Below are 23,489 nucleotides of genomic sequence, written 5' to 3' on the forward strand. Positions count from 1 at the left end.
GACCCGGCTGTCGCCGAAGACCGTCGAGTGCTAGCGTGCACGTGGCGGCCCACCTCGATCACTCGATCGTCTCCAATCGCACCAGCAGCACCTGCTCCTGCTGGAGCACCATCACACGTCTCTCGACCTGGTCTCCGTGAACTGGACCGTCATGCGCGTCCCCGCCATCCTGCTCGCCGCTCTCCTCGTTGTCTCCGCAGCCGTGCCGGCCGATGCGCCGCCCGCGGCGGCGAGAGCCACCGCGTCGGCGGCTGTCGCTACGCCTGCCGGATTCTCGACTTCGGTGGTCGGCGCCGTGGTCGCGCCGACCGCCCTCGCCCCGCTGCCGGACGGTCGCCTGCTGGTCGCGTCGCAGCGTGGCCCGGTGTACTCCATCTCGGGCGGGGTGGTTGCCCCGACACCCGTGCTCGATCTGAGTGCGAAGATCTGCGCCAACTCGGAGCGCGGTGTGCTCGGTCTGGCGGCGGATCCGGATCCGACCACTCGGGCGGTGTTCGTGTTCTACACGCGGAAGGGGTCGGACGCCGCGTGCCCGACGAACGCATCGGGCACCGTCCTGCCGGCCGGGGCGCCGACGAACCGCGTGTCGCGATTCGTCATGCGGGCGGATGGGACGATCGACCCCGCGACGGAGTCGGTCCTGATCGACGGCATCCTCTCACCGGCTGGAAACCACAACGCCGGTGATCTGTTCGTCGGCAAGGACGGCAATCTCTACGTCTCCACGGGCGACGGCGGGTGCGACTACCGCGGCGGGGTGGCTGATCCGGGCGGGAGCGGGTGCGGCGGCGCCAACGATGCGAGCCGCGACCCGAACATCCTCAACGGCAAGATCCTGCGCATCACGCGGGCCGGGGCGGTGCCGGCCGACAACCCGTTCAGGGGGGACAACAGCGCGTCCTGTGCTCGCGGTCCCGCGCCGGCGGGCATGGTGTGCCAGGAGACCTTCGCATCCGGACTGCGCAACCCCTACCGGATCGCAGCCGATCCGAACGCCTCCGGGACGGTGTTCCGGATCAACGACGTCGGGCAGAACGCGTGGGAGGAGATCGACCAGGGGATCAAGGGATCCGACTACGGCTGGAACATGCGCGAAGGCCGATGCGCGCGAACCGGCGCCGAGTCCGATTGCGGAGCGCCCGCGCCCTCCGGCCTCACGGACCCCGTCTACGCGTACGGGCATTCCACCGGGTGCAGGTCGATCACGGGCGGCGCGTACGTTCCGAACGGCATCTGGCCGGCCGCCCACACCGGGTCGTACCTCTTCGCCGACTACGTCTGCGGCAAGATCCGCTCGCTCAGCCCTGCCGGCACCGCGACCGACCTCGTCACCGGGCTCGGCGTGGGCAGCGCGGTCGCTCTCGCCTTCGCGCGCGATGGAGCGACCACGTCGCTGTACTACACCTCCTACGCCGGCGGGGGCACCGTCCACAAGCTCCGCTACACCGGCACGGCGAACCGTGCACCCACCGCGGTCGTGACCGGGACGCCGTCATCCGGAGCGGCACCGCTGAACGTCACGCTGAGCGGCAGCGGGTCCACCGACCCCGACGGGGACGCGCTCACCTACATCTGGGCATTCGGCGACGGCACGACCGGGCTCACGACCACCACGCCGAGCACGACGCATTCGTTCCGCGCCGGAACCTGGACGACGACACTCCGCGTCCGCGACGCGAAGGGCGCCGTCTCTCCGGCAGCCACGGTCACGATCAGCTCGGGCAATCACGCTCCGAGGCCCGTGATTGCTGCACCCGCGGTCGGCGCGACGTTCGTCGTCGGCAGCACGTACACCGTCTCGGGCAGCGCCACGGACGCCGAGGACGGAACCCTGGCGGCCAGCAGACTCACGTGGACCATCGAACGCCGGCACGGCGGGCACACACATCCCTTCCTCGGTCCGGTGACGGGGGCAACCGCGACCTTCGTCGCCCCTGGCCCGGAGGACCTGGCCGCGGCTGCAACGAGCGACCTCCGCGTCATCCTCAAGGCGACCGACTCCAAGGGCCTTTCGACCACGACGACGCGTACCTTCGCGCCCCAGCGCGTGAATGTCACATTCGCGACCACGCCGACCGGCCGGACCGTGCTCGTAGGCGGCACTCCCTACTCCGGTCCGACCACTCTCAGCTCGTGGGCGGGCGCGCTGCTGCAGGTTCGGGTGCCGACGCAGTCCACCGCCGACGGCACGGCGTACGAGTTCGCCTCGTGGTCGGACGGCGGCGCCGCGAGCCACACGATCACCACGCCTCCCGTCGCGACGACGTACACGGCGACCCTGCGGCTGCGGCCGGCACCCCCGGGCCCGGTTGCCTCGATTGTGGCGGCGCAGACCGGTCAGGATGCCGCGACACTCCGCTGGATGCCTCCGGCCATCACCGGAGGGGCGCCCCTCAGTGGATACCGAGTGTCTCGAGACGGCACGGACACAGCCGGGGCGGGACCATGGTCGTACACCGTGCCGGCGACGACGACCAGCTTCACCTTCGCGAAGCTGGTTCCGGCCTCCCTCTACACGCTGAGCGTGCAGCCCATCTCATCGGCCGGCGCGGGGCCGGCGTCGTCGGCGACGGTGAGGACCGTCGCAGGCACGCTCGCCGGACCACCGACCTCAGTGACTGCCACGACCCCCGTGGTTGCCGGCGCGACCCTGTCATGGCTGCCGCCGAGCACCACCGGCGGGCAGCCGATCACGGGTTACCGCGTCGCCCGGGACGGCACGGATCTCGATGGCGGCGGGCCCTGGTCGACGACGCTTCTTCCCACCGCTCGCACCTTCGCCTTCACGAGGCTCGTCGCCGGGCGAACCTACACGCTCACGGTGAGCGCGATCACCGCCGTCGGCATCGGGACGGCAGCGCCCTCGCAAGTCGTAGCTCGGTGACGGCGGCCAAGAGCAGGCGCTGCGGCTCGGCGCCGACCGATGAAGGCTCGAGCACTCGGCGTCCGCCGCATCCCTCTCGCGGAACGACCTCGCCGGTTCGCCGGAGGCCGCTATGGAGGACCCGGCGACTGGCTGCGCGAGGCGGGACGGCGCTTCGCGCGCGGCCTCGGCTGAATTGGCCCTTTCACTCATTTCGCTAGATAAACTAGCGAAATGAGTGAATCACTGAGGACATCGTCGTCAAAGGTCGAGCGCTCGCGCAGGCCACTGTCGGACCGCCTGCGGCTGGGCAGGGGCCTGGTTCTCTTCTTCGCCGTCGGCCAGCTCGTATCCAACCTCATCTTCAGTGTGCTCTTCCCCAACCAGCTGCAGTCGGGGGTTGAGTTCTCGCCGCTGGTGCCCCCTGGTGCCATGTTCTCGATCTGGGCCGTCATCATCGTCGCCAGCATCCTCTACGCGGTGCTGCAGTTCCGACCGGCGGTGCGGGACTCTGTGCTGATGGACCGGCTCGTGGCGCCGCTGTGCGTGGTCTACGCAGGCTTCGGCGCGTGGCTCGCCGCCGCATCGCTCGGACAGGAGTCGCCGCTGACACTGGTGGTCTTCGTCTTCATCGTCGGCGCCCACTTCGTGGCCTGGCGACGGATCAGCGCCGCTCGCGCCGAGCTGGCGACCTGGACGAGGCTGGACCGCGGAGTGCTGTATCTCTCGGAGGGTCTCTACGCAGGGTGGACCTCGATGGCCCTCTTCGTCAACGTCGCGACGGTGCTCCAGGCGACCGGCGCTCCGATCACCGGCCCGTGGGGGACGACGTGGCAGCTCCTCGTCATCGCCGCCGCTGCCGGTACGGCCGTGCTGTTCGTGGTGACGAGCGGCGGCTCGCTCTGGTACGCGGTGGCCGCCTGCTACGCCCTCGTCGGGGCGGGGACATCGTCGGCGCTCGGCGGTTTTCCGGCGCTCGCGATCGCGCTCGGGGCAGGCGTCGCTGTCGTGGTCGGCTCGACCATCGTCACGCGGGTTCTCCGCAGCCGCCGCGTCCGTGCGGTCTCGGCCCGGTAGCTCAGCCCCGCACCTGCCCGGCCACCGCCCGATAGCCCTCACGGATCTCCGGCCGCGGATCCGCCGGCAGCGTCTCCGAGCCCTCGATCGTCCACGAGGGGCGCTCGCCGCTCAGCATCCACGCCGCCTGGGCCGCCGCGCCGAGGGCGACGTACTCCGCGGGCGGAGGCACCGTCACCGGCAGCCCGAAGACCTGGGCCGCGATGCGGCGCGTCGCCTCGAGCCGGGCGCCGCCGCCGATCAGCAGCAGGCGCTGCGGGTCGGCGCCGACCCGGACGATCGCCTCGAGCCCATCGGCGAGACCGCAGAGCATGCCCTCGATCGCGGCGCGCGCGACGTTCTCGCGCGTCGTCGAGCCGAGCCTGAGCCCCGCGAGCTGCGCCGTCGCGTCAGGGAGATCCGGAGTGCGCTCGCCCGAGAAGTACGGCACCAGCACGAGCCCGCCGGCTCCGGGCGCGGCAGAAAGCGCCAGCGCCCCGAACCCGTCGTGATCGACGCCGAGCAGGGCGGCCGTGACGTCCACGACCTGCGCCGCGTTCAGCGTCGCCACCAGCGGAAGATACGCCCCCGATGCGTCGGCGAACCCGGCGACCGCGCCCGTGGCGTCGGCTGCCGGGGTGTCGGTGACCGCGAACACGGTGCCGCTGGTGCCGATGGACACCACGACGTCGCCCACCGACGCGCCGAGGCCGAGGGCCGCGCCCGCGTTGTCGCCGGCACCGGCGCCGAGCGCGATGCCGGCGGGGATGCCCTCCTGTTCGACGGTGGACCCGGCCCGCCCGTCCGGTGCGAGCACGCGCGGCACCACGACATCCCGCCCGAGCGCACGCACCAGCAGTTCGCGGTCGTACTCGCCCGTGGCCGCGGACCAGTAGCCCGTCCCGCTCGCGTCGGAGCGGTCGGTCGTGAGCGCAGAGAGGTCGGGCCCGAGGGGCGACTCGCCCTCCGGCCCGAACCCCGCCAGGCGCCACGTCAGCCAGTCATGCGGCAGCGCCACCGCGGCCACCCGCGCGGCGTTGTCGGGTTCGGCGTCCCGCAGCCACCGCAGCTTGGTCGCGGTGAACGACGCGACGGGCACGAGGCCCGTGCGGGCGGCGTACTGCTCATCGCCGACCTCGTCGCGCAGCGCCCGGGCGGCCCCTCCGCTGCGGGTGTCGTTCCACAGCAGCGCGTCGCGCACGACCCTGCCTTCGGCATCCAGGGCGACCATGCCGTGCTGCTGACCGCCGATCGAGAGCGCATCGACATCCGCCAGCCCGCCCGCATCGGCGATCGCCGAGCGCAGCGCGTCCCACCACGCGGCCGGATCGACCGACGTGCCGGCCGGGTGCGACGCCCGTCCCGAGCGGACGACGGCGCCGGTCGCCGAATCGACGACGAGCACCTTGCAGCTCTGGGTCGAGGAGTCGACCCCCGCGACGAGCCTCCTGTTCGCTCCTGTCGTCTGCGCCGCGGTCACTCTCGAGCTCCCCGGCGCGCGAAGCGCTGCTGCAGCAGCACCGCGACCACGATGATGACGCCCTTTGCGACGTTCTGCACCGACGAGGATAGGTTGTTCTGCACGAACACGTTGTTGAGCGTCGCGAAGATCAGCACCCCGAACACGGTGCCGGTGATCGTTCCACGGCCCCCGACGAGCAGGGTGCCCCCGACCACGACGGCAGCGATCGCATCCAATTCGAGCAGGGTTCCGTGGGTGGACGTGCCGGCGGTGGTGCGGCCGAGGATCATGACGGCCGCGATGCCGGCGGCGAGGCCCGAGAGCACGTAGATCCACACGGTATGGCGGTTGACGTTGATGCCGGCCAGGCGCGCCGCCTCGCGGTTGCCGCCGATCGCGACCGTGCGGCGACCGAACGTCGTGCGGTTCAGCAGCACCCACCCGAGCACCGCGGCGAGGACGAAGATCCAGATCAGGATGTCGATGCCCAGGATATCGGCGTTGAACGCCTCGATGAAGTCGCGTGAGTCGACGCGCAGGGTGCGTCTCTCGGCCAGGATCTCGGCGAGGCCACGGGCCGCGACCAGCATGGCGAGGGTGGCCATGAAGGCCACGACCTTGCCGTAGGCGATCACGATCCCGTTGATGAACCCGGCGAGGACGCCGACACCCAGCGCGACGAGGACCATGAAGATCCAGTGGGTCGCCTCGGTGAACTCCTGCATGGCATCGAGCGTCGCGGCGACCGACGCGAGCCCCATGACGGCGCCGACCGACAGGTCGATGCCGCCGGAGATGATGACGAAGGTCATGCCGATGCTGACCACGCCGATGATGGATGCCTGGCGGAGGATCACGAGCACGTTGTTGATGCTCGTGAAGCTCTCGCCGGCGGTGATCGCGCCGATGATCACGATGATCACCAGCGCGAGCACGAGCCCGAAGTTGCGGCCGGCTGAGCCGCTCAGCACGCGGCGCCACGCCGGCGTGGCCGGACCGACGGGAGTGGGGGGCCCGGCGTGCGCCGGCTGTGGTGCGGAGCCGACGGTCTCGGCCCGGGTCTGATCGCTCACGCGGCGGATCCTTTCATCACGAGGTCGAGCACGCCGTGCTCGTCGATCTGGTTCGCGGGTACGGTGCTCAGCACGCGGCCGTCGGCGATGACGAGAACGGTGTCGGCGAGCCCGAGCACCTCCTCGATCTCACTCGAGACGACGACGACGGCGTTGCCCGCTGCGGCGAGACGGCGGATGAGCGCATAGATCTCGGCGCGAGCGCCGACATCCACCCCTCGTGTCGGCTCGTCCAGCAGCAGCACCCGCGTGCCGTGCACGAGCCAGCGCGCCAGCAGGATCTTCTGCTGGTTGCCACCGGAAAGGGTGATCGCCGGGCGGTCCGGGTCGGCGGGGCGCAGCTCGAGCGCCTCGATCTGCTCGCGCGCGGCCTTGCGCTCGGCGCGCTCGTCGAGGAAGCCGGCCTTCGCGAACCGGCCGAACGAGGCGAGGGTGACGTTGACGAAGATCGGCTCTTCGAGCACGAGCCCCTGGCTCTTGCGCTCTTCGGGAGAGAGCCCGATCCCCGATTCGACGGCGTGCACGACGGAGCCGTTGCGCAGGCGGGTTCCGGCCACCCGCACGGTCCCGGAGGTCGCGCGCCGCGCGCCGTACACGGTTTCGAGGATCTCCGAGCGGCCGGAGCCGACCAGCCCGGCGAGCCCGAGCACCTCGCCCGCACGCACCGTGAAGCTGACGTCTTCGAACACGCCTGCCGACGTCAGCCCGTCCACCTCGAGCACGACCGGCGCATCGGCGGGCCGCGCTGCGGCGGGCGGGAAGACGTTCGAGACCGCGCGGCCCGTCATCAGCTTGATGAGCTCGGGGGTGGGCGTCTCCGAGACCAGCAGGCCGGTGGCCATGCTGGCACCGTCCTTCAGCACCGTGATGCGGTCGCCGATCTCGCGGATCTCCTCGAGGCGGTGCGTGATGTAGACGACGGCGATCCCCTCGGATGTCAGTTCCCGCACGACATGGAAGAGGTTCTTCACCTCTTCGTTGTCGAGCACGGCCGACGGCTCATCCATGATGATGAGCTTGATGTCGTGCGAGAGCGCTCGCGCCATGCTGACGATCTGCTTGTTCGCGGCGCTCAGCTGCCCCACCTCGAGGTTCGGCGAGAGGTTGCCGTGGCCGAGGCGCTTCAGCAGCGCGCGCGTCTCGCGGTGCGCCTCCGAGCGCTTTGTGAAGCCGCCACGCGCGAGCTCGTGCCCGAGGAAGATGTTCTCCGCGATCGTCAGGCCGTCGACGACATCCAGCTCCTGGTACATCGTGGCGATGCCGAGCGCCAGGCCGGCCTGCGGGTTCGGAATTTCGACCACCTGGCCCTGCCAGGAGATGGTCCCGTCGTCGGGGCGGTGCACGCCCGCGAGGGTCTTGATGAGCGTCGATTTGCCTGCACCGTTCTGACCGAGGACGCAATGCACCTCGCCCGGCACGATCTGCAGGTCGACGCCGCGAAGAGCGCGCACCCCGGCGAAGGATTTGGTGATCCCTCGCACGTCGAGGAGCACCTCTTGGTCGACTTTGATCATGCTCGCAACATAACAGACGGTCCGCTGGAGCGCACCCGTCTGCTCCTGGCGGGGCAGGGTAGACGAGCCCCGGATCGGCTGTTATGTTGTGCCAAACGCCAATTGGGGGAACGACGCCGAGCGCGTCGGCCGGCTGGCGCACCTGCAGCACACCCGCATCACACTCAAGGAAGAGACAGCACATGACACGGAAACTGACGCTCGGGCGACGGCTCGCGCTCGGGGCGGGAGCATCGCTCGCCGCCATCGCCCTCCTCGCCGGCTGCACCGGCAGCGGGGCGGACGAAGGGGATGTCGTAGACCAGGGCACGACCTCCGAAGAGAACGCCGAGACGGGCGACACGGTCACGATCGGCTTCTCGGGTCCCGCCGCCGACCACGGCTGGCTCGCCGCCATCAACTCGGGCGCCATCGCGGCTGCCGAGAGCTTCCCCGACGTCGACCTGCAGACCGCCGAGGGCACCAACGACGTCACCGCCCAGATCGCGGCGGTCGAGCAGTTCGTCAATGACGGCGTCGACGCCATCGTGCTGCTGCCGAGTGACGGCGACCTGATGACCGAGGCCGCCATCGCCGCCATGGAGGCAGGCATCCCGGTCGTCAACGTCGACCGCGAGTTCTCCAGCCCGTTCGCCGCCAGGGCGACGATCCTCGGCGACAATTACGGCATGGGCGTCAGTGCCGGCACCTACATCTGCGAGCAGCTCGGCGACAACCCCGACGCGGTCGTCGCGGAGATCGCCGGCATCGACGCGCTCCCGCTGACGCAGGACCGCTCCGAGGGCTTCGCCGACGCGCTGTCCGACTGCGGACTCGAGGTGTCGGCCCGGGTTGCCGCCGAGTTCACCGTCGAGAGCGGCGAGGAGGTCACGTCTCAGCTGCTGTCCGCCAACCCGAAGATCGACGCCATCTGGAACCACGACGACGACCAGGGCATCGGCGTGCTCGCCGCCATCGAGTCGTCGGGTCGCGACGAGTTCTTCATGGTCGGCGGCGCCGGCAGCAAGGACGCCATGGAGCTCATCCAGGCGGATGACTCGGTGCTGAAGGCCACCATCATCTACCCCTCGACGCAGGCAGCGGACGGCATCGCCCTCGCCCGCCTGATCGCCCAGGGCAAGACGATGAGCGACCTCATCACGCCCGGTGTGGCCAACCGCATCGTGCTCGACGCCCCCGTCGTGACCAAGGACAACGTGGAGGAATACATCGACCTCGCATTCGAGTCCTGAGCCGCGGCATTCCGCTCTCTGAGAGGGGGCGTCCGCCGCTCGCGGGTGTCCCCTCTCGTCACCTCATCTCTCCGCTCCGATCACCCCATCTCTCCGATTCCTCGCCCGTCTCTCCGATTCCTCGCCGCTTCCCTCACCCGCCCCCGCACAACCGGAGGATCTCCCCGTGTCCGACACCCCACCCGTCGCCGAGAAGCTGCGCGTCGCCATGATCGGCTACGGCTTCATGGGCGCCGCGCATTCCCAGGGCTGGCGCGTGGCGCCGCGCTTCTTCGACCTTGCCGCCCAGCCGTCCATGGACGTCGTGGTGGGCCGCGACGCGTCCGCGGTCGCCGCCGCCGCCGAGAAGTGGGGCTGGCGCGAGTCGGCCACCGACTGGCGCGAGGTGATCGCCCGCGATGACATCGATGTCGTCGACATCGTCACCCCCGGCGACACGCACGCCGAGATCGCGATCGCGGCGCTGGACGCGGGCAAGCACGTGCTCTGCGAGAAACCGCTCGCGAACACCGTCGCCGAGGCGGAGGCGATGGTGGATGCCGCTGCCCGCGCGGCCGAGAAGGGCATCCGGTCGATGGTGGGCTTCACCTACCGCCGAGTGCCCGCCGCCACCTTCGCCCGTGACCTCGTCGCGGCGGGGCGCATCGGCGACGTGCGGCAGGTGCGAGCGTCGTACCGCCAGGACTGGCTGATGGATGCCGAAGCGCCCCTGACCTGGCGCATGCAGAAGGACCGCGCGGGATCGGGTGCCCTCGGCGACATCGGCGCCCACGCCGTGGACCTCTCGGAATACATCACGGGTCTCCGGCTCGAGAGCGTCTCGGGGGTGATCGACACGATCGTCAGGGAGCGTCCGCTCCCGGGCACTGCCGACCGGTCCCTGAGCCTGTCGAAGGGCGGAACGGCCTCCGACGAACGAGGCGAGGTCACGGTCGATGACGTCGCCCTCTTCAACGGCCGATTCTCGAACCCCTCAGGCGGGTTCGGCGCGCTCGGCTCCTTCGAGGCGACCCGTTTCGCCACCGGGCGCAAGAACGCGCTGTGCGTCGAGGTCTCCGGATCGCTCGGCGCTCTCTCGTTCGATCTCGAGCGCCTCAACGAGCTGCAGTTCTACGACGCGACGCTCCCCGCCACCGAGCAGGGCTTCCGCACGATCCTCGTCACCGAGCCGGACCACCCCTACCTCGCGCCGTGGTGGCCGGCCGGCCACATGCTCGGGTACGAGCACGGCTTCTCGCACCAGGTGGTCGACCTGATCGAGGCGATCGCCGCCGGGGAGCAGCCGCGCCCCTCCTTCGAGGACGGCCTGCACGTGCAGCGGGTGCTCGATGCGGTCGAGCAGAGCTCGCTCTCGGGCAGCGCCTGGATCCCCACCGCCGGATAGCCCGCGGCCGGCCCACGCCGGCATCCACACTCTTCTCCTGAAAGGCAACCACCATGTCCGACAACGTTCACGACACCGGCGCGACCTCGCGCCCGATCACCCTGTTCACCGGCCAGTGGGCCGATCTTCCGCTCGAAGAGGTGGCGCGCCTCGCCGCCGGCTGGGGCTACGACGGGCTCGAGCTGGCCTGCTGGGGCGACCACCTCGACCCCTGGCGCTGGGACGACGACGAGTACGTGCAGGGTCGCCTCGACCTGCTCGAGCGGCACGGCCTCAAGGTCTGGGCCATCTCCAACCACCTCAAGGGCCAGGCGGTCTGCGACGACCCGATCGACCAGCGTCACCGCGACATCCTGTCCGACCGCGTCTGGGGCGACGGCGACCCGGAAGGCGTGCGTCAGCGCGCGGCCGAGGAGATGAAGAACACCGCCCGCCTCGCCGCGAAGCTCGGCGTGAAGACGGTCGTCGGCTTCACCGGCTCGAGCATCTGGAAGTACGTCGCGATGTTCCCGCCGGTGTCGCAGGAGGCGATCGACGCCGGCTACCAGGACTTCGCCGACCGCTGGAACCCGATCCTCGACGTGTTCGACGAGGTCGGCGTGCGCTTCGCGCACGAGGTGCACCCGAGCGAGATCGCGTACGACTACTGGACGACCGTGCGCACGCTCGAGGCCATCGGGCACCGCCCCGCCTTCGGCCTGAACTGGGACCCGTCGCACTTCATGTGGCAGCAGCTGAACCCGGTGGACTTCATCCTCGAGTTCCAGGACCTGATCTATCACGTGGACTGCAAGGACGTGAAGCTGAACGTCGGCAACGGCCGCAACGGACGACTTGGATCGCACCTCGCGTGGGCCGACCTCCGACGCGGATGGGACTTCGTGTCGACCGGGCGCGGCGACGTGCCGTGGGAGGCGTCGTTCCGCGCGCTGAACAGCATCGGCTACGAAGGACCGATCTCGGTCGAGTGGGAGGACGCGGGAATGGACCGCCTGCTCGGCGCACCGGAGGCGCTCGAGTTCGTGAAGCGCAACGCCTTCGCGGCGCCCGCGGCGGCCTTCGACGCGGCGTTCTCCACGCGCTGACTCAGACAGAGGGGGCTGCGGATGTCGGGTGAGGAGGTGTCGCGTTCGCCCGGGACGACCCTCGATGTCGTCCGCCGGCAGAACCTCACCCAGGTGCTCCGGCTGGCGCACCGCGACGGTCCCATCTCGCGGGCGGAGCTCACCCGTGCCACCGGGCTCAACCGCTCGACCGTCGGCGGCCTCGTCTCCGAGCTGCGGGCGAGGGGACTGGTGGAGGAGAGCGAGCCGCACCCCACGCGCAAGGTCGGCCGGCCGAGCCCCATGGTGGTCGCGGCGGATGATACCGTCGCCATCGCCGTGAACCCCGAGATCGATGCCGTCGACGTCGGCATCGTCTCGCTCGGCGGGCGGGTGATCCGGCGGGTGCGCTACAAGAACGAGCGCATCCCTACACCCACGGAGTTCGTGAACATCGTCTCGGCGATCGTCGACGGCATGCGGCCGGAACTGGACGCGTCGTACCGCACGCTCGGGATGGGGCTCGCGGTGCCGGGGCTGGTCCGCCGCGAGGACGGCCGGGTGCTGCTCGCCCCGCACTTGGGCTGGCGCGAGGCGCCCGTGAGCGCGATCCTCGCGAAGGTGACCGGGATGCCGGTGGTCGCCGGCAACGATGCGAGCTGCGGCGTGGTGGCCGAGAGCGTCTTCGGGGCCGCCCGCGGCGTGGACGTCGTGGTGTACCTCAACGGCGGTGCGAGCGGCATCGGCGGGGGCATCGCGCAGGGGGGCACCCTGCTGATGGGCGCCGGCGGCTACGCGGGCGAGTACGGGCACACGCTCGTGGAATCGGCGGGCGCCGCGTGTCATTGCGGGGCGATCGGATGCCTCGAGACCGAGGTGCGCCGCGACGCGCTGCTCCGGGCGGTGGGCCTTGACGATGCGGATGTCGACCGCCTGCCGGCCGCGCTGGCGCTCGCCTGGCGGGAGCCGGACAGCGCGGGAGCACGGGAGGTCCGGCGGCAGGTGGCATACCTCGGCATCGCGCTCCGCAACATCGTCAACGGGCTGAACCCGCGGCGCGTGGTGCTCGGGGGGTTCCTCGCGACGCTGCTCAAGGTCGTCGGCGAGGCCGGCATCGCGTCGCACCTCGGGGTCGCCCTGCCAGGAGCGCGGTACGACGTGGGGTTCGTGGCGGCGACGCTCGGACAGGACGTGCTGCTGGTCGGGGCCGCGGAGATGGTCTTCGCCCCGGTGCTCGAGGACCCGACGCTGATGCCGCTCGAGCTCGAGCCGGCCACGGTCTAGCGCCCGGCCCCTGTGCGCGGCTTCAGGCGATGTGCGCCAGTTCAGGCCGCTGGCGCCCCGATCGTCCTGATCCCGTGCCCATCACCTGACCCGGTGCACATCCCTGATGCGTCGGACCCCGCGTCCGGCTCAGCTGCGCGCCGGGGTGCTGGCGCGCACCAGCACGTCGAGGGGCAGGGGCGCGGCGTCGCCCGTCCACTCGTCCTCGATCACCGCGCGAAGGGCGCGGTAGCCCAGATCCTCCAGGGGCACGTGCACGGTGGTGAGGTCGGGGCGGACGTCCCGGCTGGTCGGGATGTCGTCGAAGCCCGCGACCGCGATGTCGGCCCCGGGTTCACGGCCCGCGTCGCGGATGGCGGAGAGCGCACCGATCGCCACGACGTCGCTGACGCCGAAGACCAGGGTGCCCGGCTCCACTCCCTCCTCCAGGGCCTCGGTCATCAGGGAGTACCCGGCCTCCCGCGCGAAGCCGCCGCGCAGGATGTTTCGCACCCGCCCGCCACCGGAGACGAAGCCGTCGGTGAAACCCGCGATGCGGTCATCCGAGGTGCGCACGCCACTGCTCGCGCCGAGGATGATGGCGTCGCGATAGCCGAGGCCCGTGAGGGCGGCGCCGAGGGCGCGCGCCCCACCGACGTTGTCCACGGCCACCGATCGCACATCGCCCCCACCGGGGCCGAGGGCGACGACCCGCCCGCCCATGGCACCGAAGGCGTCGAGCTCGGCTCGGACGCCGTCGCCGTCTTCGTCCTCGGTCCGGGATGCCGCAAGGATCAGCCCCTGCGGGCGCTGGCCCCGGAGGGCGCGGACGAGCCGGGCCTCGCGCTCGGCATCCCGTTCGGTGATCGCGATCGTGACGACGAGACCCGCCTCGTCGGCGCCGCGGGCCACGCCGGCGGCGAGCTGCCCGAAGTACGGGTCGGCGATGTCGGCGACAAGCAGAGCGATGATCGCGGACGTCCCGCGCGCGGTCGCCTGAGCGGAGAGGTTCGCCGTGTAGCCGAGGCGCGCGGCCGCCTCTTCGACGCGTTCGCGGTAGCTCTCGGCCACCTTCCGTGCGGATCCGTTGAGCACGCGGGAGGCGGTGGCGAGCGAGACGCCGGCTTCGCGGGCAACATCGTGCAGGGTCGCCGCTGACCGATGCTGATTTCCCGTGTCATCCGTCACAGCCGAGAGTCTAGGGCCCGGAAAGCGATTGCTGCGCCTTGCGCGCCGCCGGTGAGGATGCGAGACTGGAGGCGCACCGGGCAAGCGCTTTCCCATCAAGCCGACGGTGGCGATCTCTCCTTCGCCAGAGTGCGCCGTCGTCGCCGCGAGGGTCTGCGCCGACCACCGACGTTCACGCCACCGGAAGAGAGTCATGACCATCACCTCCGCCATCGTCGGCACGGGCGCCATCGCCCACGCGCACGCCGAGGCACTCCTCCACCTCGGCGACAGCCAGCCGGGCTGCACGCAGCCCGAGGGCGCCCGGCTCGTAGGAGTCGTGGACCTGGACCCCACCCGAGCCCGGGACTTCGCCGAGCGGTTCGCGGTGCCCGCGACGTACGGGAGCGTGGCCGAGCTGCTCGAGCAGACGCGACCCGACTACGTGCACATCTGCACCCCTCCCGGTTCGCACGTGCCGCTTGCCATCGAGGTGCTGCGCGGCGGGTCGGTCCCGATCATCGAGAAGCCCCCGGCGCTGTCCCTCGCCGAGCTCGACCGCCTGCATACCGTCGAGCTCGAGACGGGCATCAGCGCCATCGGGCTCTTCCAGCAGCGATTCGGCGCCGGTGCGGAAGCCCTGCGCTCGGCGCTCGCAGAGGGTCTGCTCGGACGTCCCCTGGTGGCCGTCTGCGAGACGCTCTGGTACCGCGACGAGGACTACTTCGCCGTGCCGTGGCGCGGCAAGTGGGATGTCGAGGGCGGCGGGCCGACCATGGGGCACGGCATCCACCAGATGGATCTGCTGCTCTCGGTGCTGGGGCCGTGGTCCACGGTCCGCGCCGTCGCCGCTCGGCAGGCCCGCACCACTCAGACCGAGGACGTCTCGGCCGCGATCGTGACATTCGAGAACGGGGCGATCGCCACCGTGCTCAACTCCCTTGTGTCACCGAGCCAGGTCTCGCGGCTGCGTTTCGACTTCGAGAACGCGACGGCCGAGCTCGTGCACCTCTACGGCTACGACGCGGGCAACTGGAGCCTCACCCCGGCGCCCGGCTCGGAGGCACTGGCCGAAACGTGGGCCGAGCGTGCCACCGGCGTCCCGAGCGGTCATGCCGCGCAGTTCGGCGCGATCGTCGCAGCACGCGAGGCCGGCACGCCGGCCCCCGTCACGATCACGGATGCCCGCGAGACCCTGTCGCTGGCGGCGGCGCTCTACGCCTCCGCCTTCACCGACACCACGATCGCGGCAGGGGACATCGGCCCGGGGCATCCGTTCTACGAGAGCATGGAGGGCACGGGCGCACCCTGGGCCGCTGTGTCTTCGGCGGCTGCAGCCGCGCCGTCGGCAAGGCGGGAGGCGCGATGAGCGGCTTCAGCATCGTCCACGAGCTCGATCGCAGCGTCTCCGTTCGGCTGGACGGCGTGGAGCTCGCCGAGTACGTGTACGCGCCCGACACCGTGCCGCTCGAGTCGCCGAAGCCCTACCTGCACCCGCTCCGCACCCGCGCGGGGCACCTCGTGAGCCTCTTCCGCCCGCACGATCACGTGTGGCACAAGGGCATCGCGTGGTCGCTGCCTCATGTGGGCACCGAGAACTTCTGGGGTGGGCCGACCTTCGTGCGCGACCGGTTCTACGTGCAGCTCGAGAACAACGGACGCGCCGAGCACGCGGAGCTGACCGAATTGCGGGCGGATGCCGACTCTGCCGTTCTCGCGCATCGCCTGAGGTGGATCACCCAGGCCGGCGTGCACATCATCGACGAGACCCGCAGCCTGACGGCGACGCTCCCCGATGCGGGCGTCGCCGCGGGGGCATGGGTCCTGACCTTCGAGTCGCGCATGCGCAACGTCGGCCCCGAGGATCTGTGGATCGGATCGCCGACCACCAGGGGCCGCGAGAATGCCGGCTACGGCGGGCTGTTCTGGCGCGGACCCCGATCGTTCACCAACGGCCGGCTGCGCACCGTCGACGGCGACGGCGGCGACGAGCTCCGGGGCACCCGGCACGCCTGGATGGGATTCACCGGCCGGCACGACGGCATCGATGAGGCATCCACTCTGGTGATGGTCGATGACCCCGGCAACATCCATCACCCGCCGCAGTGGTTCGCGCGCACCGAAGAGTTCGCGTGCATGTGCCCGGCGCCGTTCTTCTCTGAGGAGGTGCTGCTCGCGCGCGGCGAAGAGGTGACCTTCCGCTATGCGGTGGTGATCGCCGACGGCTCGGCCCCCGGCGCGGAGGTCGAGGCCCTGGCGGATCAGGGGCTCGCGGCGCTCATCGGCAGCGAGGCGGCCGAGCGCGACGAGAGCAGGGTGTCGGTGTGACCGACGTCGTGTTTCCCGGCGGCACGTCGGTGAGCCGGCTGCGCGTCTACGACGACGCCGTGCCCGCCGGGTTCGGCGTCGGTCCGGACGGCCTGCCCGGCGGCACCCCGCATCTGCACACCGTGTCGACGGAGGCCTACGTCGTCACGGCGGGCTCCGGATCGCTTCAGACCCTCGACCGCACCGGCTACCGCGAGCACGACCTGGCACCGGGCGCGACCGTATGGTTCGCACCCGGCACGATCCACCGGGTCGTCAATGGCGGCGGCCTCGAGGTCGTCGTGATCATGAGCAACCGCGGCCTGCCCGAGGCGGGCGACGCGGTGATGACGTTCGCCGACGAGGTGCTCGCGGATGCCGAGCGGTACGGCGAGGCGGCACGGCTGCCGGATGCCGCGCCCGACCGGTCCGCGGCCGCAGAGGCCGCCCGTGCCCGGCGGGACGCCGCCGTGCGGGGCTTCGTGGCGCTGCGGGCGGCGGTGCAGGGCGGCGACCTCGCCCCGCTCGAGCGCTTCTACGAGCGGGCCGCGGCGCTCGTCGCTCCGCGTTCCGTCGAGTGGTCGCGGCTGCGCGAGGACAGCGTGCTCGCCGACGCCCGCCGCGGCGAGCAGCTGCTGGCCGAGATCGCCTCCGGATCGGCCGCGCTGCTGGGCGCTGCGGAGCCGCGCTCCAGCTCCGGCGCGGAGGGCGAGCGTCGCTTCGGGATGTGCGGCCTGCTGCGCACCTACGACGTCGACTGAACGTGCTGCCCGGAAGCCCTGACGAAGACAGTGCGGCCGAACTCGGCGCGGGAGCGATCCGCGCGAGACAACCGAACCGATGAGGGAGACTGACCGGATGCCGCACGCGATCGTCGCCGCAGGAACGGGCCGTTACTCGGACCCCTGGCACCCGTTCGTCTCCACCTCGCGCCTGATCGCCGAGGCGCTCGAGGCCGATGGCTGGACCGTGACCCTCGAGGACGACCTGGACTCCGCGCTCGCGGGCCTCGGGGGCGCGGTCCTTCCCGACAGGGCGCTCGATCTCGACGGCGCGGACCATTCCGACGGCTCGGTCCTTCCCGAGGGCGCGCCCCTTCCCCACGGCGTGGTCCTTCCCGACGCCGAGCCGCCCGACCTGCTGGTCGTGAACGCGGGCGACCCGTGGCGGAACGGCGAGACGGGCCACGGTGCTCCGGATGCCGCGGTGGCAGGACTGCGTGCCGCACTCGACCGTGGCATCGGCATCCTCGCGGTGCACAACGCGGTCTCGACGCTGCGCGACTATCCCGAGTGGCGCTCGGCGATCGGCGGCGCGTGGATCGAGGGGCGGTCATTCCATCCGGAGATCTCCGAGGCGACGGTGCGCGTCCTGGCGCGGCATCCGGTCACCGCACGTGTCACCACCGGCGAGACCGGCGCCTTTCGGCTGTTCGACGAGCGTTACACGGACCTGGCGGTCGACGCCGACGTCACGGTCCTCGCGGTGCACGAGCACGAGGGCCGGACGCATCCGCTGGTGTGGACGCACGAGTACGGTGCGACGCGCGCCGTCGTATCCGCCCTCGGGCATGACGAGCGGTCCTTCGCGTCCCCGGAGCACGTCGACCTGCTGCGCGGCGCCGCACGTTGGGCCGCGCGGTTGGATGCCGAGGGCTGAGCGCCGGGTCGGTTCAGCAGGGCGTCAGCGCCCCAGCGGCGCGAGGTGCGGGCTGACCGCCGCGCCGAAGGCCGCGGCCGTGCGGCGTACGACCTCGTCGTGCGGGGTCGCCCAGATGTCCTCGTTGAACAGCTCGACCTCGATGTCGCCCGTGTACCCGGCATCCACCACGGCGCCGGTCAACGAGCCGAAGTCGATGACCCCGTCGCCCGGATAGTGCCGGCTGAGCAGCACGTCGGCGGCCAGCGGGGTCTTCCAATCGCACACCTGGTAGGTCGCGATCCGGCCCTCGCGGCCCGCTCGCGCGATCTGTGCGAGCACGTCCGGATCCCACCAGATGTGGAAGGTGTCGACGGTCGCTCCGACCACCGACGGCTCGAAGTCCGCGGCGATGTCCAGGGCCTGGCCGAGCGTCGATACGACCGCACGGTCGGAGGCGTACATGGGATGCAGCGGCTCGATCGCCAGCGTGACGCCGGCGGCCGCGGCATCCGGAACCAGCTCCCCGATCGCGTCGCGCACCCGCCGGCGCGCGCCGATCAGGTCGCGCGAGCCCTCGGGCAGGCCGCCGGCGACGAGCACGAGGATCGCCGTGGATCCTTCCGCGCCGGCCGCGGCCAGGGTCGCCGCCTCCTCGATGGCGCGACGGTTGTCGTCGATGGCAGCGCGTCGGGCGGGTCCCTCCGGGAGCGTGAAGAATCCGCCGCGGCAGTGCGTCGTGAAGCGCAGACCGGAGGCCGCCAGCAGCTCCGCGGCGGTCTTCAGGCCGACCGCCTGCACGGGCTCGCGCCACAGGCCGATCGCCTGCACGCCGGCTTCGGCGGTGACCCGCAGGGCGGTGGCGAGGTCGGCGTACTTGATCGTCGCCTGGTTGATCGAGAGGCGGGGATCCGGCCGCGAAGCCGTGGCTGCGCTCGTCGTGGCCGTGTCTGTGCTTGTCGTGACCGTGTCTGTGCTTGTCGTGACCGTGTCTCCGGCGGTCATGCGTCCACTCCGTTCAGGCGCAGCAGGCCGTTCCAGCGCTCGGCCGCCAGCTCCGGGCGCTCGAGCGCCTGCGAGGCGTTGGCGAGGCGGACGATCTCGCTGAGGTGCGGGAGACTCCGCGCCGAGTGCAGGCCGCCGACCATCTGGAAGGCGCTCTGGTGGCCGTTCAGCCACGACAGGAACGCGACGCCGGTCTTGTAGTAGAACGTCGGGGCGGCGAAGACCTGCCGGCTGAGCTCCTCGGTCGGGCCCAGGATGCTGAGGTACGCGTCGGGGTCGTTCGCGTCGAGCGCCTGGATGGCCGCCGAGGCGACGGGCGTGAGAGCCGCGAATGCGCCGAGGAGCGCGTCGGAGTGTCCCCGCTCGGCCGCGAGGGTACCGGTTGCCGTCGAGTGCACGGCTTCGGCGCTCAGCGAGCCCGTTCTCTGGGCGGCATGCCGTGCGCTCGACCCCTCGACAGGCTCGGGGACCGTTCCCGTGGCCGGAAGCGAGTCTCCGCCGATCAGGCCCACGTAGTTGAAGTCGTCGCCGGTGAACATGCGCACCGATTCGGGGAGGCGCTCGCGCACCGACACCTCGGCCGCGGCATCCAGCAGGCTCATCTTGACGCCGGCGATCTTGTCGGTGTTCTCCGCGATGACCTCCAGCAGCACCTCGGATGCCGCGGGCCAATCGCTCGAGCCGAAATAGCCGGCGAGCACGGGGTCGAAGGCCGTTCCGAGCCAGTGCAGCACGACGGGCGTGGTGGCCGCCGAGAGCACCTCGCGGTAGACGCGGCGGTAGTCGTCGGCCGACGTCGCCGCGCGAGCCAGGTGGCGGCTGGCCATGAGCACAGGGCCCGCCCCCTGCTCCTCGGTGAAGTGCAGCTGCTCCTTATACGCGTCGATGATCGCGTCCAGGCCGATGAACTCCTCATCGACGTGGTCGGTGTTGACGCCGACGACAACCGAGCCGCCCTCTTCGCGGGCGACCTCAGCGCTGCGGGCGATCAGCTCCCGCGTCGCCGTGGCGTCCAGGCCCATGTTCCGCTGCGCGGTGTCCATGGCGTCGGCGACTCCGAGACCCCACGAGTACACGTGGCGGCGGAACGCCAGGGTCGAGTCCCAATCGATGTCGGCCGGGCTGCCGGGGGTGTTCTCGCCCCACGCCACCGGCACCACGTGCGCGGCGGCGTACGCCACGCGGCTGCGCAGCGTTGCGGTGGGCTTGGAGAACGAGGGCGCCGGGGCGAGTTCGATGCGGGTCGTGGCGCCCGAGACGTCGAGGAGCGTGAGTTGCCCGGTCGCTGAGCTCTGTCGAAGCATCAACGTCAGCCCAGCGCGAGCTTCGGCAGTTCGACCTTGCGGCCCTCGCGGCTGGACTGCAGGCCGGCCTCGGCCAGCAGCACGCCGCGCGCGCCGGAGAGGAGATCGAACTCGTAGTCGGTGCCCTCGACGACCGACACGAGGAATTCCTCCCACTGCTGCTTGAAGCCGTTCTGGAAGATCTCGTTCGTCGGTACGTCGATCCAGTCGGCGTCGTAGTCGTGGTCGTCGGCCAGATCGGGGTTCCAGACCGGCTTCGGGGTGGCGTTGCGGGGCTGGATCTTGGCGCCGAACAGGCCGACCACGGCCGAGCCGTGGGTGCCGTCCACGTGGAACTCGACGAGCTCGTCGCGGTTCACGCGGACGGTCCAAGAGGAGTTGATCTGGGCGATGACGCCGTCGGCGAGCTCGAAGATGCCGTAGGCGGCGTCCTCGGCGGTGGCCGTGTAGTGCTCGCCCTTCTCGTCCCAGCGGTCGGCGATGTGAACGGCTGCCTGTGCGTACACGGTCTTGATCTCGCCGAACAGGTTCTCGAGCACGTAGTTCCAGTGCGGGAACATGTCGACGATGATGCCGCCGCCGTCCTCGGCGCGGTAGTTCCAGGAGGGGCGCTGCGCGGGCTGCCAGTCGCCCTCGAAGACCCAGTAGCCGAACTCTCCGCGGACGCTCAGGATGCGGCCGAAGAAGCCCGAGTCGATGAGGCGCTTGAGCTTCTGCAGGCCCGGAAGGTAGAGCTTGTCGTGCACGACGCCGGTCTTCACGCCCGCGGCGGCGGCGAGGTTCGCCAGCTCGAGGGCCTCGTCGACGGTCTCGGCGGTGGGCTTCTCGGTGTAGATCGTCTTGCCGGCGGCGATCGCCTTGCGAAGCGCCGAGGAGCGGGCCTTCGTGACGAGGAAGTCGGCGTAGATCTCCCAGCGGGGATCCGCAAGGGCCGCGTCGAGGTCGCTCGTGTAGTCCTCGATGCCGTGCTGGGCGGCCAGTTCGGCGAGCTTGGCTTCGCTGCGGCCGACGAGCAGGGGACGCACCGTGACGCGGGATCCGTCCGGCAGCACGACGCCGCCCTGATCACGGATGGCCAGGATGCTGCGCACCAGGTGCTGCCGGTATCCCATGCGGCCGGAGACGCCGTTCATGATGATGCCGATCTCGCGGGTGCTCGGCGCGGGGGCGGTGGATGCCGGGGCCGGGGCCGGGGCGAGGATGGTCGTCTCTGACACGGTCTTTCCGTTTCGCTCGGTGCGTTCGTCGGTGTCCCGAAGTGATCGGGTAAACGCTTTCCGAATAGTTTCGCACGTGGCGAGGCCATCGCGCAAGCGGCGGTGGAGACGGCGATGCGGGGCGGCTCGCCGGACACGAAGGTCTCGGCGCCGGCAGCGCGCGGCGCGCACCGTTACCGGTTCGCAGGTCGGGTTGCAACCCCGCCCTGCTCGGGAGCTCCTCGGGTTAGCCTCCACGAATGAAGGCAGAAGACATCCGGTGGAACGAACCCGCCCGAGCCAAGATCCTCGACGATGCGGACGCTGTGCTGCGGGAGGCGGTGGTGGACATCGCCCGGTCGCAGAGCGGCATCTCGTCCGACGACGCGTTCGTGGAACTCAACCGGCGCATGAAGGACCGCTTCATCGACTACGAGCCGGGTCCGGATATCCGCAAGTATGCGGACGCGATCGCGGCGGGCGAGATCGAAGACGCTCAGGACTGACGGAACTGGAAGACGCTGAGGGCTGACGGAACTGGAAGACCCTCAGGACTGACGGAACTGGAAGACGCTCAGGACTGACCGGACTGGAGGACGCTCAGGACTGACCGAGCTGGAACAGGCACACAACCGCAGCTCACGTTCCGCCTGTCAGAACGGCGGCGGATCCCCGGACGGCATGAACCGCACGACCGGCACCGGGGTGTCTGTGTAGTGACGACTCGCGGGGCTGGTCCATTCGAGCACTCCGCCGGCAAGTTGTCGCACCGTCCACCGGGTCGCGTGCTTCAGCGTGTGGTGGCGCCTGCACAGGTGCGTGAGGTTTGCTTCGCACGTCGCGCCACCGAGCACGGCGTCGTGACTGTGGTCGAGATCGCACCGGTGAGCCGGCATCCGGCATCCGGGGAACCGGCAGTGCTCGTCGCGGACGCGGAGCGCGCGCCTCAGGTCTTCGCTGGGGCGGTAGCGATCGACGGCCAACACCGCACCCGTGACCGGGTGGGTCATCACGCGGTCCCAGCCGGTCGCACCGCCGGCGAGGACCCGCGCCGTCTCGGCGTCGATCGGCCCCGACCCTGCGAGCGTGGCAGCGGCGCCCGAGCGCCCCGCCAGAGTGAGGACCGGAACGGTCACCTGCACGGTCGCACGGATCGCACCGAGGGCCGTGGCTGGATCGTCGATCGTGGGGCTGCCTGTAAGCAGCAGGTCGCAGAGGATGTCGGCGCGAAGCTCGTCCATCGAGCGGTCGTCGACTGGCTCGGGGTCATGCTCACCCGGCGGCATCGCCGACGCGCGGAGTGGCTCGGCTGGGCCACCGGTCGCGGCGTCCGGCTCGTCGTCGCGTGAGCGCGCCGCCTTCACGGCGCGCGCCTGCTCGCTCAATCGGTCGTGGATTCCCCGTGCCAGCACGGCGGGGAGGGTCGCGATCAGTTCCGCCATGCCGTCGGGCAGGTCATTGATCACGACCGCGCGGGCGACCCTGGCACCCTCGTGCCGCTCGTCGACGGAGCGAGGATGAAGCCGGTCGGCGACGATGCGCGCGACCGGCCGCAGCCGTCCCGGCGTTTCCCGCTCCGCGCGGGCGAGCACCGCCACCTCGTAGGCACGACGAGCGTCCTGGTCATCGATGTGGAACCCGGCATCGACGATCACCTTGACGTGTCCCGAGGCGATCGTGCCCTCACGCCACGCAGCCAGCGTCCGCGGAAATCCGTCGACGAGTGTTTCGGCCTCGTTCACCTGCCGCTGCATGCTGCGTTCGCTGACCCGCACCGCTGTGGCGAACTCGGCGACCAGGGATCGCATCTCCATCTCCCGCGCACGAGCCACCGCACTCGGCTCGCCCGCCACGCGCAGTGATGCGAGCTTCGCCGCGCCGGCCAGCGCCTCCGCTTCCTGCGCCTGAAGAGCAGCGATCGCCGCCCGCCCCGTGACCACGGAATCGACGAGAACCCCAATGGCCGCATCGTATGAGTGGCT

19 protein-coding genes are annotated in these 23,489 nt (G+C 70.9%); 11 read left to right on the forward strand and 8 right to left on the reverse strand.

The window, feature by feature from the left end:
- Nucleotides 1–136: 136 nt before the first annotated feature.
- Entirely contained in the window at nt 137–2,884 is a 2,748-nt protein-coding gene (locus ACPW96_RS17010) for a PQQ-dependent sugar dehydrogenase (RefSeq protein ID WP_425884489.1), read from the forward strand.
- 213 nt (nt 2,885–3,097) lie between these two features.
- Nucleotides 3,098–3,940, forward strand: a complete 843-nt coding sequence (locus tag ACPW96_RS17015) for a hypothetical protein (protein ID WP_425884490.1) — start codon at nt 3,098–3,100, stop codon at nt 3,938–3,940.
- A gap of 1 nt (nt 3,941) precedes the next feature.
- On the opposite strand, the gene xylB is transcribed toward ACPW96_RS17015, so the two are convergent.
- Genes xylB through ACPW96_RS17030 form a run of 3 tightly spaced genes read right to left on the reverse strand, consistent with a single transcriptional unit; the run spans nt 3,942 to nt 7,968 of the window.
- A complete protein-coding gene (gene xylB, locus ACPW96_RS17020; RefSeq protein WP_425884491.1) occupies nt 3,942–5,399 on the reverse strand; it encodes a xylulokinase in 1,458 nt (485 codons plus the stop codon).
- The gene (locus tag ACPW96_RS17025; RefSeq protein WP_425822971.1) at nt 5,396–6,454 is read right to left on the reverse strand and encodes an ABC transporter permease; all 1,059 of its coding nucleotides are present in this window, start codon (nt 6,452–6,454) and stop codon (nt 5,396–5,398) included. The genes xylB and ACPW96_RS17025 overlap by 4 nt, the downstream gene beginning before the upstream one ends.
- Nucleotides 6,451–7,968: a sugar ABC transporter ATP-binding protein gene (locus ACPW96_RS17030; protein WP_425884492.1), complete on the reverse strand. Its 1,518-nt coding sequence runs from the start codon at nt 7,966–7,968 to the stop codon at nt 6,451–6,453. Before ACPW96_RS17030 ends, ACPW96_RS17025 begins: the two co-directional genes overlap by 4 nt.
- 182 nt (nt 7,969–8,150) lie before the next feature.
- On the opposite strand from ACPW96_RS17030, the gene ACPW96_RS17035 reads away from it, so the two are divergent.
- The 4 genes from ACPW96_RS17035 (at nt 8,151) to ACPW96_RS17050 (ending at nt 12,911) form a co-directional block, all read left to right on the forward strand.
- Complete coding sequence (locus tag ACPW96_RS17035) at nt 8,151–9,200, forward strand: substrate-binding domain-containing protein (protein ID WP_425822975.1); 1,050 nt, start codon at nt 8,151–8,153, stop codon at nt 9,198–9,200.
- A gap of 166 nt (nt 9,201–9,366) precedes the next feature.
- Complete coding sequence (locus ACPW96_RS17040) at nt 9,367–10,584, forward strand: Gfo/Idh/MocA family protein (RefSeq protein WP_425884493.1); 1,218 nt, start codon at nt 9,367–9,369, stop codon at nt 10,582–10,584.
- Between the two features lie 53 nt (nt 10,585–10,637).
- A complete protein-coding gene (locus tag ACPW96_RS17045) occupies nt 10,638–11,669 on the forward strand; it encodes a sugar phosphate isomerase/epimerase family protein (RefSeq protein WP_425884494.1) in 1,032 nt (343 codons plus the stop codon).
- A 21-nt stretch (nt 11,670–11,690) separates the two neighbouring features.
- Complete coding sequence (locus ACPW96_RS17050; RefSeq protein ID WP_425884495.1) at nt 11,691–12,911, forward strand: ROK family protein; 1,221 nt, start codon at nt 11,691–11,693, stop codon at nt 12,909–12,911.
- Between the two features lie 129 nt (nt 12,912–13,040).
- Here ACPW96_RS17050 and ACPW96_RS17055 read toward each other — a convergent pair whose 3' ends face one another.
- Nucleotides 13,041–14,078, reverse strand: a complete 1,038-nt coding sequence (locus ACPW96_RS17055; RefSeq protein WP_425884496.1) for a LacI family DNA-binding transcriptional regulator — start codon at nt 14,076–14,078, stop codon at nt 13,041–13,043.
- A 193-nt stretch (nt 14,079–14,271) separates the two neighbouring features.
- Here ACPW96_RS17055 and ACPW96_RS17060 point away from each other — a divergent pair, with 193 nt between their 5' ends.
- The 4 genes from ACPW96_RS17060 to ACPW96_RS17075 all read left to right on the forward strand — a co-directional run bounded on the left by ACPW96_RS17060 (nt 14,272) and on the right by ACPW96_RS17075 (nt 18,023).
- Complete coding sequence (locus ACPW96_RS17060) at nt 14,272–15,426, forward strand: Gfo/Idh/MocA family protein (RefSeq protein ID WP_425884497.1); 1,155 nt, start codon at nt 14,272–14,274, stop codon at nt 15,424–15,426.
- Nucleotides 15,423–16,385 (forward strand): PmoA family protein, encoded by a 963-nt coding sequence (locus ACPW96_RS17065; RefSeq protein WP_425884498.1) that lies wholly within the window; start codon nt 15,423–15,425, stop codon nt 16,383–16,385. Before ACPW96_RS17060 ends, ACPW96_RS17065 begins: the two co-directional genes overlap by 4 nt.
- The gene (locus tag ACPW96_RS17070; RefSeq protein ID WP_425884499.1) at nt 16,382–17,125 is read left to right on the forward strand and encodes a cupin domain-containing protein; all 744 of its coding nucleotides are present in this window, start codon (nt 16,382–16,384) and stop codon (nt 17,123–17,125) included. Before ACPW96_RS17065 ends, ACPW96_RS17070 begins: the two co-directional genes overlap by 4 nt.
- Nucleotides 17,126–17,222: 97 nt before the next feature.
- Entirely contained in the window at nt 17,223–18,023 is an 801-nt protein-coding gene (locus ACPW96_RS17075) for a ThuA domain-containing protein (protein ID WP_425822989.1), read from the forward strand.
- Nucleotides 18,024–18,047: 24 nt separating this feature from the next.
- Here the strand turns inward: ACPW96_RS17075 and ACPW96_RS17080 are convergent, their stop codons facing one another.
- From ACPW96_RS17080 to ACPW96_RS17090, 3 genes are read right to left on the reverse strand one after another with little or no spacing between them, the layout of a single operon-like run.
- On the reverse strand, nt 18,048–19,007 hold the full coding sequence (locus tag ACPW96_RS17080) for a sugar phosphate isomerase/epimerase family protein (RefSeq protein WP_425884500.1): 960 nt from the start codon (nt 19,005–19,007) through the stop codon (nt 18,048–18,050).
- Entirely contained in the window at nt 19,004–20,311 is a 1,308-nt protein-coding gene (locus ACPW96_RS17085) for a dihydrodipicolinate synthase family protein (protein ID WP_425884501.1), read from the reverse strand. Before ACPW96_RS17085 ends, ACPW96_RS17080 begins: the two co-directional genes overlap by 4 nt.
- Nucleotides 20,312–20,316: 5 nt before the next feature.
- Nucleotides 20,317–21,444: a Gfo/Idh/MocA family protein gene (locus ACPW96_RS17090; protein ID WP_425823306.1), complete on the reverse strand. Its 1,128-nt coding sequence runs from the start codon at nt 21,442–21,444 to the stop codon at nt 20,317–20,319.
- 323 nt (nt 21,445–21,767) lie between these two features.
- On the opposite strand from ACPW96_RS17090, the gene ACPW96_RS17095 reads away from it, so the two are divergent.
- Nucleotides 21,768–22,013 (forward strand): hypothetical protein, encoded by a 246-nt coding sequence (locus ACPW96_RS17095; protein WP_425884502.1) that lies wholly within the window; start codon nt 21,768–21,770, stop codon nt 22,011–22,013.
- Nucleotides 22,014–22,160: 147 nt separating this feature from the next.
- Here the strand turns inward: ACPW96_RS17095 and ACPW96_RS17100 are convergent, their stop codons facing one another.
- On the reverse strand, nt 22,161–23,447 hold the full coding sequence (locus tag ACPW96_RS17100) for a DUF222 domain-containing protein (RefSeq protein ID WP_425884503.1): 1,287 nt from the start codon (nt 23,445–23,447) through the stop codon (nt 22,161–22,163).
- Nucleotides 23,448–23,489: the final 42 nt, after the last annotated feature.

This window comes from Micromonospora sp. DT81.3, assembly GCF_049847225.1.
Classification (GTDB): domain Bacteria; phylum Actinomycetota; class Actinomycetes; order Actinomycetales; family Microbacteriaceae; genus Microbacterium.